Origin of the sequence: Pseudomonas delhiensis, from assembly GCF_900187975.1 — a bacterium.
Lineage (GTDB): Bacteria > Pseudomonadota > Gammaproteobacteria > Pseudomonadales > Pseudomonadaceae > Pseudomonas > Pseudomonas delhiensis.
Map to the genome: position 1 here is coordinate 14,909 of NZ_FZPC01000014.1, position 13,350 is coordinate 28,258.

Here is a 13,350-nt window from a genome sequence, read left to right on the forward strand (position 1 = left end):
TCCCGTACGATATTGCTCATTCATCATCCTTGGGAAAAGCAATGCAATGGCAGCAAATACTATCGTCGGCTTACAGCGCCTTTCTGTAGGACTTATCCCAAAAGTAACGATGATCTTCGAAAGCCTTGAAATCATGACGTGCGTCCGTAGGAGCACGGGCTCCGCCCATTCACCGGGTTTTCGTACCCAGTGACGATGGCCCCTTCCTCGGTGCCGAGGCATGGCTAGGGCAGCGAGATGAATCCGACGCTCGGGCGGGGCACTGCTCACTGGTCCGGCAGGAGTGTTTCGCGCTCGATACAGGCTTGCTCTGTGCCGTCACTTCTCTGTGTGTCGAGGTGCTTCGAGCAGAGGCGTTGAATCCAGCACGGAGCGCGCCGCGAGGCCGCCGAAGGAGGTCGCCGGGTCGATGTAGCACATGGCTGACTTGATGTCCTTCCAACCCACGTATGTCATCAGTGTCTTGTTGTCCCAGCCTGGCCGTGGCCCAGGTGGCACAACCACGCCGCAGCGAGTGGCTGGTATCGGCCTCAGCCGTGAGTCCCGAGCGTTGCAGTGCCCGGTGTAGCAGCCTGATCAGGCTGCCTGGGTTCAGCGCGTCGTCATTCAAGTGCCCCGAGCGAGCCAGGCGACGGAACACCGCGCCCCGGACAAGCCCCGCCGCGCTGATCCAGTCCAAGTAGGCCTGTACGGGGTAGAGGCGTTTCAGCGCCGGTGCATAGTGGGTGGTGCCGTGGTTATCCCGGTCGCTCTCGCTCCAGGGCAGGAACAGCGTCATGCCGGCACCGGCTTGGGCCTGGATATGTTCAACCTGCAGGCGACACAGCTCATCGCTACGAAAGCCGCGCCAAAAGCCGATCAGCAGTAGCGCGGCATCGCGTCGGCAGCGCAGATGGCCAATCTGGTTGTACAGATGGAGGAGCAGATGACTGAGGAGGCGCAAGCGGCGGTGGCCGAGGAGCGGGAGCAGCTAGCCCGCGAGCGGCGCGACTACCAAAAGCGTATTCACCAGGTGGAGAGCCGCAGCCAGCAATTCGAGGCGCAATGCGGCCCTCGCGGAGAAATTGCAGGCCTTAGAGCAAGGCCTCCAGCAGGAGCTGCAGCAACGGCAGCAGGCCGACGTTGATATAAGCCCGCCAACGGCGATCTGGAAACCCGCCAGCAGGATTGCGATGAGCGAATTCGCTCACAGGAAGAGAAGCATCAGCACGCCCGCGATGCACTGGAACACTATCGCCAGGCCAGTAAAGAACAGCGTGAACAAGAGCAGCGTCGGCACGAGTCCCAGGTACAACAACTGCAAATTTCGCGAGGCTTCGACGGAGCAGGTTCCGCACGCACAGAGCCTTAAAAAAAGGGCCCACCTCACGGAACAACGAGGTGGGCCCCGGAAAGTGCCAGACAGGCACAAGGGAGGGATCCGTCCCTGGATCGGGGAAATCAGGCCCGCAGGCGGCACTCGCGGCGCGGGTCGAACAGCCGTTCGCAGTGCTGGCCGGTGGCGGCGCTCATCCGCGCGGCGGCCTCGGGGTCGTCGGCGAAGGGCAGCAGGGCCGCCTGTTGCAGGTCGTGGCGGCTGGCGCGGCGCAGGTGCAGGCAGAGGGCGATGGCCAGGGCCAGCAGCGTGGCCAGGGCGAACAGCAGTTGCATGGCGGGGCTCCTCAGGCGGCGCTGGCGATGGGCATGCGGTCGATGCGCTGGCCGGCGCGCACGGTCAGCCAGGTGTTGCCGGCCATGAGGAACATGCCGCTGGCGAACAGGGCGCCGCCGAACAGGCGCACCATGTAGCCGGGGTGGCTGGCCTGCAGGGCCTCGACGAAGGAGTAGGTGAGGGTGCCGTCGGCGTTGACCGCGCGCCACATCAGGCCCTGGGTGATGCCGTTGACCCACATCGAGGCGATGTAGAGCACGGTGCCGATGGTGGCCAGCCAGAAGTGCGCGTTGATCAGCCCGACGCTGTACATCCGTTCGCGGCCGTAGAGCTTGGGGATCATGTGGTACAGCGCGCCGATGGAGATCATCGCCACCCAGCCCAGGGCGCCGGCGTGCACGTGGCCGATGGTCCAGTCGGTGTAGTGGGACAGCGAGTTCACCGTCTTGATGGCCATCATCGGGCCTTCGAAGGTGGACATGCCGTAGAAGGCCAGGGACACCACCAGGAAGCGCAGGATGGGGTCGGTGCGCAGCTTATGCCAGGCGCCGGAGAGGGTCATCATGCCGTTGATCATGCCGCCCCAGGACGGCGCCAGCAGCACCAGCGACATGACCATGCCCAGGGACTGGGCCCAGTCGGGCAGGGCGGTGTAGTGCAGGTGGTGCGGGCCGGCCCAGATGTACAGGGTGATGATCGCCCAGAAGTGCACGATGGACAGGCGGTAGGAGTAGATCGGCCGCTCGGCCTGGCGCGGCACGTAGTAGTACATCATGCCGAGGAAGCCCACCGAGAGGATGAAACCGACCACGCTGTGGCCGTACCACCACTGGATCATCGCGTCGGTGGCGCCGGAATACAGCGGGTAGGACTTCAGCAGGCTGACCGGGCGCGCCAGGTGGTTGACCACGTGGACCATGCCGGTGACCACGATGAAGGCGCCGTAGAACCAGTTGCCCACGTAGATGTGCTGCACCGTGCGGCGGGCGATGGTGCCGAAGAACAGGTAGGCGTAGGCCAGCCACACCACCGTGACCCAGAGCGCGATGGGCCACTCCATCTCGGCGTATTCCTTCGAGGTGGTGATGCCCAGCGGGTAGCTCACCAGCATCGCCAGGATGCTCGCCTGCCAGCCCCAGAACACGAAGTTGGCCAGGCTGTCGGAGACCAGGCGCACCCGGCAGGTGCGCTGCACCACGTAGAAGGAGGTGGCGAACAGCGCGCTGCCGCCGAAGGCGAAGATCACCAGGTTGGTATGGATCGGGCGGATGCGCCCGAAGCTGGTCCAGGGCAGGCCGAGGTTGAGTTCCGGCCACACCAGCTGGGCGGCGATCACCACGCCCATGCTCATGCCCAGCACGCCCCAGAACAGGGTGGTGAGGGTGAAGCGGCGGACGATCTCGTAGTTGTAGGTGTCGTTCTTGTCGAGGGCTTGCACGCTGGCCATCTTGGGTTCCGTCGAAATGCGCGGTGACTGGCTGCTCCCCCACTGCACGGGGAACGTGGCAGCGGGTGCAGGATGCTGGTTGGAGTGGGGGCCAGAACCCTTGCTGGGAGCCGATACAGTCTGCGGAACGTCAAGGCATGCAACAAATTAATAATAATGAAGGCTGAATCAACTTATTTTGATATGAACGCTGCGACCGTCGCCCGCGCGACCCTTTGCCGCAGGCGGGCCTGGGCAAGGAAAGCGTGGCTTGCAGGGGGCGGGTGCGCTCGACGGCATGGCGTCGACGTATTCATTTTAATGCACTAATCGGCCATTAAATTTCATTTAAATTCAGTTAAGCCCAGGGCCTACCATTGTCCTGTCGCCGCTCTGCCTTGCGGCTTCAGGAGTACCGCCATGCTTCATCCCGCGCTGAATACCCCCCTGGTCGAACTGCTGGGTTGCCGGGTACCCATCATCTGCGCCGGCATGGGCGGCGTGGCGCGCCACGAACTGGCCGCGGCGGTGAGCAACGCCGGCGGTTTCGGCTGCCTGGGCATGGTGCGCGAGCCGGTGGCGCTGATCCGCCGCGAGGTGGCGGCCTACCGCGAGCTCAGCCACGACCCCTTCGCCGTCAACCTGATCCCCGCGGCGACCCCCGCCGAGCTGCTGGAGGCGCAGGTGGCCGCCTGCCTGGACCTGCGGGTGCCGGCGGTGGCGCTGTTCTGGGACGTGCAGGCCGAGGTCGTCCGCCGCTTCAAGGACGCCGGCGTGCTGGTGTTGCACCAGGTGGGCCACCGCGCCGATGCCGAGGCCGCGCTGCGCGCCGGCGTGGACGTGCTGATCGCCCAGGGCGTGGAAGCCGGCGGGCACGTGCGCGGCCAGGTTTCCACCTTCGCCCTGGTGCCGGAGCTGGTGGCCCTGGGCGAAGTGCCGGTGGTGGCCTGCGGCGGCATCGCCAGCGGCGCCGCCATCGCCGCCGCGCTGGCCCTGGGCGCCCAGGGCGTGGCCTGCGGTTCGGCCTTCCTCGCCACCGACGAGTCCTACGCCCACGACTACCACAAGCGCTGCCTGGTGGAGGCCGAGGCGGAGCAGACGCTGCTCACCGAGGCCTTCTTCCGCAACTGGCCGATGCCGGCGCCGGTGCGCGTGCTGCCCAACGCCGTGACCCGCGGCGACTACGCGAACCTGCACGCCCGCCGCGAGACGCCGGTGATCGGAGAGCAGGACGGCGGCCCCATCTACCTGTTCTCCACCGACTCGCCGTTGCGCGGCGCCTATGGCCGCCTGGAGGACATGCCCATCTACGCCGGCCAGTCCTGCGCCCAGTTGCGCGACATCCGCCCGGCCGCCGAGCGCCTGCTGCAACTGGTGACCGAGACCGAGGCCTGCCTGGCCCGGCTGCAGGGCGGCGACGACGAAACCGACCTGGTCGACTGGCTGCAGGAACTGTTGCGCGCCGAGCGCGCCGGCGCCCGGGTAATGCTCGACAGCGCCCGGCAGACCGAAGACGGGCAATTGCTGCAGCGCCTGCACGCGCTGCACCTGGGCGAGGCGGAAAGCTGCCGCCGCCTGCGCCGCAGCCTGCAGCGCCTGGGCGCCGAGCCCGACCGCGCGCTGGGCGCCTTCCATGCCAGGGCCATGGCCATCGACGACCTGGCCGAGCGCCTGCGCTTCATCGCCCGCGGCCAGCGCTGGGTGGCACGGCGCCTCGCCGAGCGCCTGCCGCGCATCCGCCAGGCCTGGCTGCGCGAGGAATTGCGCGCGGTCCTGCGCCTGCACCGCGACGACGCCTGAGCGCCGACGGATATCTAGAAAACACAAGGGAAACACCATGCCTTCCGAGCTCTCCACCACCCGCCCGACCCCGGCGGCGGCCGACGGCCGCGCCCATCGTTTCGCCCGCTCGCTGCTCCAGCAGGCCGGCCTCGGCCTCGACGGCCGCCAGCCCTGGGACATGCGCCTGCATCACCCCGGCGTGCCGCAACGCGCCCTGGCCCAGGGCAACCTCGGCCTCGGCGAGGCCTACATGGACGGCGACTGGGACTGCGACCAGCTCGACGAGTTCTTCGCCCGCCTGCTGCGCAGCGGGGTGGTCGACCAGGTCAGCCCGGCCAGGCTGATCCTCCACGCCCTGCAGGCGCGCCTGTGCAACCTGCAGACGGCGCAGCGCGCCTGGGCGGTGGGCGAGCGCCACTACGACCTTGGCAACGACTTCTACGCCGCCATGCTCGACCCGCGCATGACCTACACCTGCGGCTACTGGAAGGACGCCGACGACCTGGCCCAGGCCCAGGAGGCCAAGCTCGACCTGGTGTGCCGCAAGCTCGACCTGCGTCCGGGCATGCGCGTGCTGGACATCGGCTGCGGCTGGGGCAGCTTCATGGCCTTCGCCGCCGAGCGCTACGGCGTGGAGTGCGTGGGCGTGACCATCTCCCGCGAGCAGTGCGAATGGGCGCGCAAGCGTTACGCCGGGCTGCCGCTGGAGTTCCGCCTGCAGGACTACCGCGACCTCGACGAGCGCTTCGAACGCATCGTCAGCATCGGCATGTTCGAGCACGTCGGGCGCAAGAACCACCGCACCTTCATGGAGGTGGCGGCGCGCTGCCTGGACGACGACGGCCTGTTCCTGCTGCACACCATCGGCAAGAACCAGCGCCGCAGCGTGCCGGACCGCTGGATCGACAAATACATCTTCCCCAACGGCGACCTGCCCTCCATCGGCCAGATCGGCGACGCCGCCGACGGCCTGCTGGTGGTGGAGGACCTGCACAACTTCGGCGCCGACTACGACCGCACCCTGATGGCCTGGGCCCGCAACTTCGAAGCGAGCTGGCCGCGCTTCGCCGAGGAGCTGGGCGAGCGCTTCTACCGCATGTGGCGCTACTACCTGCTGTCCTGCGCGGGGGCTTTCCGCGCGCGGGACATCCAGCTGTGGCAGTGGGTGATGTCGCGCCGCGGGGTGATGGGCGGGTACCGGCGGGTGAGCTGACAGCCTATAGGAGCGAGCTTGCTCGCGAACGGGGTTTGCCGGTGGCTGCGGTGTTGGGGTTGAGAGCGCCCTCTCCCTAACCCTCTCCCTGAAGGGAGAGGGGACCGTTGGGCAGAGTCGGATGCTCTGGAGTTAGCCGGCAACACCGAAGGTTTCCGGCTGAAACCATTCCTCCTCTCGGCACGGACAAGCCCCCTCTCCCTTCAGGGAGAGGGTTGTGACTACCGCCCACCACCACACCTCCCCGGAAAAACACCCCTCCACCGTCATTCCCCCAGCAGTCCCCCCAACCCTGGTTTAGAATCCCGCCTCCCGCCCCTCCGCCAGCCAAGCAGCATGGACATCGACCTGACCCGCACCTTCCTGGAGATCGCCCGCCACGGCAGCTTCGTCGCCGCCGCCGAGCGCATGCACGTCACCCAGACGGCGATCACCGCGCGCATCCAGAAGCTGGAAAGCCACCTCAACTGCAAGCTGTTCGTGCGCAACCGCGCCGGCGCGCGGCTGACCGCCGACGGCGAGGCGTTCATCATCTACGCCAACCAGATGCTGCAGACCTGGGAAGCGGCGCAGCGCGACCTGCCGCTGCCCGAGGGCGTGGACAACGTGCTGCACATCGGCGGCGAGGTGAGCCTGTGCAATCCGCTGATGCTGCGCTGGGTCTCCCGCATCCGGCAGACCATCGACAGCTATGCGGTGCGCGCCGAGATCGGCAGCGGCGACGCCCTGCTGCGCCAGCTGGAGCTGGGCGTGCTGGACGCCGCCCTGGTGTACCAGCCGCACTACTGGCCGGGCATGCAGGTGGAGCAGTTGCTGGAGGAGAAGCTCATCCTGGTGCGCGCCAGGAACCCCGAGCCCTACGTGTACATCGACTGGGGCGAGGGTTTCCGCCAGCAGCACGACAGCGCGCTGCCGGACAAGGCCCGCGCGCCGGTGGCCTTCAACCTCGGCCCGCTGGCGCTGCAGTACATCCTGGAGAACGGCGGTTCGGGCTACTTCCGCACGCGGGTGGTGCAGAGCTACCTCGACAAGGGCGTGCTGCGCCGCGTGCCGCGGGCCCCGGAGTTCAGCTACCCGACCTACCTGGTGTACTCCCGCGAGCGCGACTCGCTGCCGTTGCAGCAGGCCTTCGCGCTGCTGCGCGAGCTGGTGCGCGAGGACCCGGACTGGTCGCAGCGCTGGGACCCGACGCTCTGAAGGCGCCTGTGCAGGCCTTCCGCCGCCGGCTAACCGGGAGGCCTTCCCTGGCCCGCCGGGTGGCCTAGCCCTTGCCGCCGTGGCTGCGCTGGCCGCCCTTGCGGCCGGCCTCGGCAGCCCGTTCACGATCGTTGGCGAAGTTGCCGCCGCTGCGCGAGCCGCCTTTCCTGCCGGCTTCCGAAGCCTTCTGGCGGTCGTTGGCGAAGTTGCCGGGGTTGCTGTTGTTCGAAGCCATGCTGAAACCTCCGTGGGTGGATCCGCTTTCGCGGGCCGCGTATCGGCCCGCTCCTCTACTCGGAAGGCCGCAGGGCGCAATGGTTCGAAGAAGTTGCGCCAGCGGCGCCGTTCAGCGTTCGGGGGAGGCCAGCGGCGCCTGCTCGAGGTGGCCGCCAAGACCATCGCCTGCACCCTGCTCGACCTGTTCGCCCAACCGGAGCTGCTGGCCGCCGCCGCCCGTCGCGCGAGTGCAACCCGAAGGCGGCGGCGCCACTCAACCGCAGGAAGCCGCAGAGAGAGGGAGGAGCAGCCATGCCGAGCTGGATGATCAGTTACCACAAGGACGACAACACGAGCACGCTGTCGATGCCCTGCGAGCACGCGCCGGGCCTGGAGGAGGCCGAGCGCTACCTGCTGGAATGGGCCCGGCACAACCTGGAGGCCGGCGACTACGGCGCGGCCCACGAGGCCACCGACGGCAAGCCGGGCGCGCTGCTGCTGCAACTGTACGGCATCACCATCAGCGGCATCACCCGCGAGTGAGGGGCCGCGCGGCAAGGCCGGGCACCCGGCCATGCCGCGGTGCCTGCAGGGCGTTTCGAGGCAATGGTTCCCTTGGGCGGGCTGGAAATGGCTCTTTGTAGAAGGCCAATCGCCGCGCATCATGGTGGCCTTTCCCGCACCCGGAGAACGGCATGTACCTGCCCGAGCATTTCCGCGAGAGCCGCGTCGACGAGCTGCGCCGCCTGATCCAGGCCCACCCGCTGGGCATGCTGGTGCACGCCAGCGGCGGCGCGCTGGACGCCGACCACATTCCCTTCGAACTGCTGCCCGAAGAGGGTTGCCTGCGCGCCCACGTGGCCCGGGCCAACCCCTTGTGGCTGCACGCCGATGGCAGCGAGGTGCTGGTGGTGTTCCGCGGCGCGGAGCACTACATCTCGCCCAACTGGTACCCCAGCAAGCACGTCGCCCATGAACAGGTGCCCACCTGGAACTACCAGGTGGTGCACGTGCGCGGCACCCTGCGGGTGGTCGACGACGAGCGCTTCGTCCGCGGCCTGGTGGGCCGCCTCACGCGCACCCACGAAGCCGGCGAGGCGCGGCCCTGGCGCATGGCCGATTCCACCCCCGAGTTCATCGCCGGGATGCTGGCCAGGGTGGTTGGCATCGAGGTGCAGATCCAGGCGCTGGTCGGCAAGTCCAAGCTCAGCCAGAACAAGGTGGCCGACGACGTGCGCGGCGCGGCCGCGCGCCTGGACGAGGAGGGCGCCGCCGAACTGGCCGGGGCCATGCGCACGCACGTGCCGTCCTGACGCGGCGCTGGCCAGCCCGCCCGCGAGCGGCTATCGTCCCGGGCGGCCTTCAATACAGTTCCAAGGACACCTCGCCATGACCGTCGCCCTGCTCATCATCGATGTCCAGCACGTCCTCTGCGGCGGCGCCGAGACCTGCTTCGACCACCAGGGCGTGGTCGAGCGCATCAACGGCCTGAGCCGCCGCGCCCGCGACCTCGGCCTGCCGGTGGTCTTCGTCCAGCACGAAGAGGCCGGGGGCGACTTCCGCCATGGCAGCCCGGGCTGGCAACTGGCCCCGGCGCTGCAGGTGGGCGAGGACGAGCCGCGGGTGCGCAAGACCACCCCGGATGCGTTCAACGGCACCGAGCTGGATGCCCTGCTGCGCCGCCTGGGCGTGACCGGCCTGGTGATCTGCGGCATGCAGACCGACTTCTGCGTGGACACCACGGTGCGCCGCGCCCTGGCCGAGGGCTACGACGTGGTGCTGGCCGGCGATGCCCACAGCACCACGGACAACGGCGTGCTGCGCGCCGAGCAGATCATCGCCCACCACAACGAGGTGTTCAGCCGCATGAGCAGCTTCGCCCCGCGCCTGGAGGTGCTGCCCAGCGCCGCGGTGGCCTTCGACTGAGGCCCGGCGCGGATAGCCGCGGTTGCTTACGGCGTGTTCCTTTTAAACGCGATCCGCGCCGACATGCCCCGCTATCGCGGAAAAGTTCCGCTCCTACGGTTCCAGGAAGCACGGACGTAGGCGCAACTGTCTTGCAGGCTGCGCCGCCTCTTTCCAACCCGTAGGGCGCATAACGCCTACGGCGTTATCCGCCGCGGCCGTCGGGCACCGGCGTTCCGGCCAACGGCGGATAACCGCGAACGGTTATTCGCCCTACGGTCGAGCACGGACGTAGGACTCCGTCCGCGATAGCCTGGGCGCCCGCAGGCGCGACCGCCGCGCGTCCGGAGCGCCGGCCATGGGCTGCCGCCGGGGGTAAGGTGAGGGGACGCGGGGGTGGTCCGGTGTGCGGGCCGGCCCGGTGCGGAGGAAGAGCCGATGGCCAGCCGAGCGACAGCCTGGCGACCGCTGCGCTGCCTGTTGCTGGCGGCGTTGCTGGCGCTTGCGGCCTGTGCCGGGCGCCAGGCCGCCGAGCCGGCCGCGGCGCCGGTGACGGCGGCCACCTGGGCGCAGGTGGACCGCGACATCGCCGATGCCTCCATGGCCGCCGCCGACAAGGCCGAGGACTATGCCCGCAACGCCATGGAGGGCTGGATGGACCTGGTCTACCAGCGCACCGACAGCGACTTCATCCCCTGGTTCTCCGGCTACTGGACGCAGCAGTGGCTGGGCCTGCGGGTGGCCTGGTACAAGCTCGGCGACAGCGAGAAGAGCCCGGCGGTCAGCCGCCTGTCCGTCTACCTGCAGGGGCAGTACCAGCGCCGCGTGCTTGACCCGGTGGCGAAGCAGGTCGACCCCGCCGCGGTGATGGAAGCCGCCACCCGCCTCTACGTGCAGGCCCTGGCCGGGCAGTTGGACGCCATCCCCGAGCGCCTGGGCGTGCCGCGCGCGCAGCTGGACCAGCGCCTGCAGGCCATCCCCGCCATCGCCCTGGGCCCGCCCGCCGCCCGCGACGCCTCGCTGTACCAACTGCTGCGGGCGAAACGCCTGGACCAGTTGCCGGCCTACCAGGCGCTGATCGCCCGGGTGCACGACGCCTCGACGCGCACCGGGGTGGACGTGGACGAGCCGGACCAGGGCGTGTCCGCCGTGGCCCGGCGCACCAGCGAGAAGCTGCTGGGCGAGGTGACCGTCAGTGGCGCCGTCGGCGCCATCGCCGCGGCGGTGGGCAAGGCGGCGGGGACGGTGCTGTCCCTGGCCAGCACCGGCTTCACCGCGCTGTCCCGTGACCGCGAGCGCCCGCAACTGGAGGCGCAACTGCGCAAGGACCTCAACGATGCCTTCGACCAGCAGTGGCTGGCGCTGATGGGCAACAGCCAGAGCGGCGTGCTGGCCGGCGTGCACTACCTGTCGCTGCAGGTGGAAGCGGGCGTCGCCGCGCCCTGGACGGCGCAGCCATAGAGGGCGCCGCGTGGAACGGGTAGATTAGGCGCACTTTCCGCCACCCTCCCGGAGCCGCCCCATGCCCACCGCCGCGCCCGCCAGGTTCCTGCCCAGCCTGGACTCGATCATCGCCGCCCACGCCGAACTGCGCGCCGCGCGACCGCTGGTGCAGTGCCTGAGCAACGTGGTGTCGGCCAACTTCATGGCCAACGTGCTGCTGGCCGCCGGGGCCTCGCCGGCGATGGTCGACAACCCCGAGGAGGCCGCCGGCTTCGCCCGCGTGGCCGGCGCCGTGCTGGTCAACCTGGGCACCCCGACCGGCGCCCAGGTGGAGGGCATGCGCCAGGCGGTGCGTTCGGCGGTGGCCCATGGCACGCCCTGGGTGCTGGACCCCATCGGCGCCGGCGGCCTGCCCTGGCGCGGCGGGGTGGCCGCCGAGCTGCTGCAGCAGCGCCCGGCGGTGGTGCGTGGCAACGCCTCGGAGATCATCGGCCTGGCCGGGCTGGGGCAGGGCGCGCCGGGCTTCGACAGTTCCGACGACCCGGCCCGCGCGGTGCCGGCGGCGGTGGAGCTGCTGCGCAACTGCCAGGCGGTGTCGGCCTCGGGGGCGGTGGACCACCTGCTGGGCTGGGTCGGCGACAGCCGCGAGAGCGCCGTGCCGCGCCTGCTGCGCATCGGCGGCGGCAGCGCGCTGTTGCCGCGGGTGACGGCCTCCGGCTGTGCCCTGGGGGCGTTGGTGGCGGCCTATGCGGCGGTGGCGGTGGACGCCTTCACCGCCCTGGCGGCGGCCCACGTGCATTTCGCCGTGGCCGCGGAAATCGCCGAGGCGGCCAGCCGCGGCCCGGGTTCCTTCGCCGTGGCCTTCGTCGATGCCCTGGACGCGGTGGACGCCAACCTGCTGCGCCAGCGCGCCAGGCTCATGTCGGTGCAGTCCACGGCCTGAGGCGAGGCGCGCTCAGTCGTCGCGGGTCAGCACTTCCAGCAGCTCGATTTCGAAGATGAGGTTGGAGTTCGGCTTGATGTGCGTGCCGATCTGCCGCTCGCCATAGGCCAGGTGGGCCGGCACGAAGAGCTTGCGCTTGCCGCCGACCTGCATGCCCATCAGCCCTATGTCCCAGCCTTTAATGACGCGTCCGGTGCCGATCACGCACTGGAAGGGGCGGCCCTTGTCGTAGGAGGAGTCGAAGACGCTGCCGTCTTCCAGGGTGCCCCTGTAGTTCGTGGTGATCAGGGCGCCCTTGACCACCGCCTTGCCGTCGCCCGGGCGGATGTCCTCGATACGCAGTTCGTCGCTCATGTCTGTCTTCCTATCGCAGGTGGCGGCCCGGCCGGGCCGTTTCGGGGCGCCGTTTTCGCAGGAAACGCCGCGCAAGGCAACAGGCGGGCTCAGGAGTCCTTGTTGAGCAACGCGGCCAGCCCGGCCAGCGCCTTGTGCGTGACCTTCGGCCCGCTGGCGCCGGCGTCGTTGCCCTGGTAGTGGGCGTCGACCTGGCGCTGGTGCTCGTTGTCGTGGCAGTAGAGGCACAGCAGCTCCCAGTTGGAGCCGTCCTCGGGGTTGTTGTCGTGGTTGTGGTCGCGGTGGTGCACGGTCAGCTCGCTCAGGCGCTTGCCGGAGAACTCGCGGCCGCAGCGCCCGCAGATCCAGGGGTACATCTTCAGGGCCTTTTCCCGGTAGCTGCTCTCGCGGCGCTGCTGCGCCTCGGCCAGGAGCTGGTCGACCTTGCTGGTGGGTTTGGCGGGGGTTGGCATGGTGGTGGCTCGGGGTGGTTGGGGGCAGGTTTCCAGCATACCTCCGTTGGGGGGGGATTTGCTTTTTGTGGGGGGCTTGGGGACTTTTCCTGGTTGCGCTGGTGCCAGGGTTAAGAGCGCCCTCTCCCTAACCCTCTCCCTGAAGGGAGAGGGGACCGTTCGGTGCGATCTGGTTTTCCCGAGTCAGCCGGCAAACACGGCGGTTTCCAGCTGAAACCATGCCTTATCTCGGCACGGACTGGCCCCCTCTCCCTTCAGGGAGAGGGCTGGGGAGAGGGAACGGAGCAACCGGCAACATCATGGTCACCGGCTAGCACGGTTCGCGAGCAAGCTCGCTCCTACGAAGAGCACCCCTACGAATTTTGCTCCGGCCCCGTCGCCGGCCGATCATCCGGCCGCGACCAGATCCACAGGTTGCCGATCGCCATTCCCAGCACCACCGCGTACAGCCAGTAGCCGTGGGGCAGGGTGACCAGCATGATCGCCAGCGCCGCGAGCATCGCCAGGCTGGCGGCGACCTTGGCCCGGCGGGCGATGGCGCGGCCGTTGCGCCAGTTGGCGAGGATGGGGCCGAACAGCCGGTGGTTCTCCAGCCAGGCGCTCAGCCGGGGCGAGCTCCTGGCCGCGGCCCAGGCCGCCAGCAGGACGAACTCGGTGGTCGGCAGGCCGGGCACCACCAGGCCGACCATGCCCACGCCCAGGCTGGTGTAAGCGAGCAGGGCATAGAGCAGGCGGGCGGTGCGCGAACGGGCGGGCTGGGACATCGGG

At 69.0% G+C, this 13,350-nt stretch carries 14 protein-coding genes and 2 pseudogenes; 9 read left to right on the forward strand and 7 right to left on the reverse strand.

All coding sequences use genetic code 11. The annotated features are described in order from the left end of the window. Nucleotides 1-169: 169 nt before the first annotated feature. Nucleotides 170-943: a tyrosine-type recombinase/integrase gene (locus tag CHC02_RS30945; protein WP_425262391.1), complete on the reverse strand. Its 774-nt coding sequence runs from the start codon at nt 941-943 to the stop codon at nt 170-172. Between CHC02_RS30945 and CHC02_RS30540 the strand changes: the two are divergent. Further along, nucleotides 893-1,306, forward strand: a pseudogene (locus CHC02_RS30540) (cointegrate resolution protein T); the annotation flags it as partial. The gene CHC02_RS30945 and the pseudogene CHC02_RS30540 overlap by 51 nt on opposite strands. Nucleotides 1,307-1,440: 134 nt before the next feature. Here CHC02_RS30540 and CHC02_RS14045 read toward each other — a convergent pair. Further along, complete coding sequence (locus CHC02_RS14045) at nt 1,441-1,650, reverse strand: hypothetical protein (protein ID WP_089392072.1); 210 nt, start codon at nt 1,648-1,650, stop codon at nt 1,441-1,443. A gap of 11 nt (nt 1,651-1,661) precedes the next feature. After that, entirely contained in the window at nt 1,662-3,098 is a 1,437-nt protein-coding gene (gene ccoN, locus CHC02_RS14050; protein WP_089392073.1) for a cytochrome-c oxidase, cbb3-type subunit I, read from the reverse strand. A gap of 399 nt (nt 3,099-3,497) precedes the next feature. On the opposite strand from ccoN, the gene CHC02_RS14055 reads away from it, so the two are divergent. From CHC02_RS14055 to CHC02_RS14065, 3 genes are all read left to right on the forward strand, one after another. After that, entirely contained in the window at nt 3,498-4,877 is a 1,380-nt protein-coding gene (locus CHC02_RS14055; RefSeq protein ID WP_089392074.1) for a nitronate monooxygenase, read from the forward strand. A gap of 37 nt (nt 4,878-4,914) precedes the next feature. Beyond that, nucleotides 4,915-6,072, forward strand: coding sequence for a cyclopropane fatty acyl phospholipid synthase (gene cfa, locus CHC02_RS14060; RefSeq protein ID WP_089392075.1), 1,158 nt, complete (start codon nt 4,915-4,917; stop codon nt 6,070-6,072). 336 nt (nt 6,073-6,408) lie between these two features. Then, a complete protein-coding gene (locus tag CHC02_RS14065) occupies nt 6,409-7,269 on the forward strand; it encodes a LysR family transcriptional regulator (protein WP_089392076.1) in 861 nt (286 codons plus the stop codon). 64 nt (nt 7,270-7,333) lie between these two features. Here the strand turns inward: CHC02_RS14065 and CHC02_RS14070 are convergent. Next, a pseudogene (locus tag CHC02_RS14070) lies at nt 7,334-7,480 on the reverse strand (con-10 family general stress protein); the annotation flags it as partial. A gap of 317 nt (nt 7,481-7,797) precedes the next feature. On the opposite strand from CHC02_RS14070, the gene CHC02_RS14075 reads away from it, so the two are divergent. The 5 genes from CHC02_RS14075 (at nt 7,798) to thiM (ending at nt 11,776) form a co-directional block, all read left to right on the forward strand. Then, nucleotides 7,798-8,028, forward strand: coding sequence for a hypothetical protein (locus CHC02_RS14075; RefSeq protein WP_089392078.1), 231 nt, complete (start codon nt 7,798-7,800; stop codon nt 8,026-8,028). Between the two features lie 152 nt (nt 8,029-8,180). Beyond that, entirely contained in the window at nt 8,181-8,798 is a 618-nt protein-coding gene (locus tag CHC02_RS14080) for an FMN-binding negative transcriptional regulator (protein WP_089392079.1), read from the forward strand. Nucleotides 8,799-8,874: 76 nt separating this feature from the next. Then, a complete protein-coding gene (locus CHC02_RS14085; RefSeq protein WP_089392080.1) occupies nt 8,875-9,411 on the forward strand; it encodes a cysteine hydrolase family protein in 537 nt (178 codons plus the stop codon). 417 nt (nt 9,412-9,828) lie between these two features. Then, a complete protein-coding gene (locus CHC02_RS14090; protein ID WP_089392081.1) occupies nt 9,829-10,851 on the forward strand; it encodes a hypothetical protein in 1,023 nt (340 codons plus the stop codon). 61 nt (nt 10,852-10,912) lie between these two features. After that, entirely contained in the window at nt 10,913-11,776 is an 864-nt protein-coding gene (thiM, locus tag CHC02_RS14095) for a hydroxyethylthiazole kinase (protein WP_089392082.1), read from the forward strand. A gap of 12 nt (nt 11,777-11,788) precedes the next feature. Here the strand turns inward: thiM and CHC02_RS14100 are convergent, their stop codons facing one another. The 3 genes from CHC02_RS14100 to CHC02_RS14110 form a co-directional block, all read right to left on the reverse strand. Beyond that, nucleotides 11,789-12,130 carry an FKBP-type peptidyl-prolyl cis-trans isomerase gene (locus tag CHC02_RS14100; RefSeq protein ID WP_089392083.1) on the reverse strand — a complete coding sequence of 114 codons (342 nt, stop codon included), beginning with the start codon at nt 12,128-12,130 and terminating at the stop codon, nt 11,789-11,791. A gap of 89 nt (nt 12,131-12,219) precedes the next feature. After that, nucleotides 12,220-12,582, reverse strand: coding sequence for a YajD family HNH nuclease (locus tag CHC02_RS14105; protein ID WP_043317887.1), 363 nt, complete (start codon nt 12,580-12,582; stop codon nt 12,220-12,222). A 353-nt stretch (nt 12,583-12,935) separates the two neighbouring features. Beyond that, complete coding sequence (locus CHC02_RS14110) at nt 12,936-13,346, reverse strand: YbaN family protein (RefSeq protein WP_089392084.1); 411 nt, start codon at nt 13,344-13,346, stop codon at nt 12,936-12,938. Nucleotides 13,347-13,350 lie beyond the last annotated feature (4 nt).

Excerpts from the sequence above, each read along its gene's own strand:
- CHC02_RS14090 (WP_089392081.1), top strand. The coding sequence starts at position 9,829 with ATGGCCAGCCGAGCGACAGCCTGGCGACCGCTGCGCTGCCTGTTGCTG.
- CHC02_RS14110 (WP_089392084.1), bottom strand. The coding sequence starts at position 13,346 with ATGTCCCAGCCCGCCCGTTCGCGCACCGCCCGCCTGCTCTATGCCCTG.
- CHC02_RS14085 (WP_089392080.1), top strand. The coding sequence starts at position 8,875 with ATGACCGTCGCCCTGCTCATCATCGATGTCCAGCACGTCCTCTGCGGC.
- CHC02_RS14055 (WP_089392074.1), top strand. The coding sequence starts at position 3,498 with ATGCTTCATCCCGCGCTGAATACCCCCCTGGTCGAACTGCTGGGTTGC.
- thiM (WP_089392082.1), top strand. The coding sequence starts at position 10,913 with ATGCCCACCGCCGCGCCCGCCAGGTTCCTGCCCAGCCTGGACTCGATC.
- CHC02_RS14045 (WP_089392072.1), bottom strand. The coding sequence starts at position 1,650 with ATGCAACTGCTGTTCGCCCTGGCCACGCTGCTGGCCCTGGCCATCGCC.
- CHC02_RS14080 (WP_089392079.1), top strand. The coding sequence starts at position 8,181 with ATGTACCTGCCCGAGCATTTCCGCGAGAGCCGCGTCGACGAGCTGCGC.
- ccoN (WP_089392073.1), bottom strand. The coding sequence starts at position 3,098 with ATGGCCAGCGTGCAAGCCCTCGACAAGAACGACACCTACAACTACGAG.
- cfa (WP_089392075.1), top strand. The coding sequence starts at position 4,915 with ATGCCTTCCGAGCTCTCCACCACCCGCCCGACCCCGGCGGCGGCCGAC.
- CHC02_RS14065 (WP_089392076.1), top strand. The coding sequence starts at position 6,409 with ATGGACATCGACCTGACCCGCACCTTCCTGGAGATCGCCCGCCACGGC.
- CHC02_RS14100 (WP_089392083.1), bottom strand. The coding sequence starts at position 12,130 with ATGAGCGACGAACTGCGTATCGAGGACATCCGCCCGGGCGACGGCAAG.
- CHC02_RS14075 (WP_089392078.1), top strand. The coding sequence starts at position 7,798 with ATGCCGAGCTGGATGATCAGTTACCACAAGGACGACAACACGAGCACG.
- CHC02_RS14105 (WP_043317887.1), bottom strand. The coding sequence starts at position 12,582 with ATGCCAACCCCCGCCAAACCCACCAGCAAGGTCGACCAGCTCCTGGCC.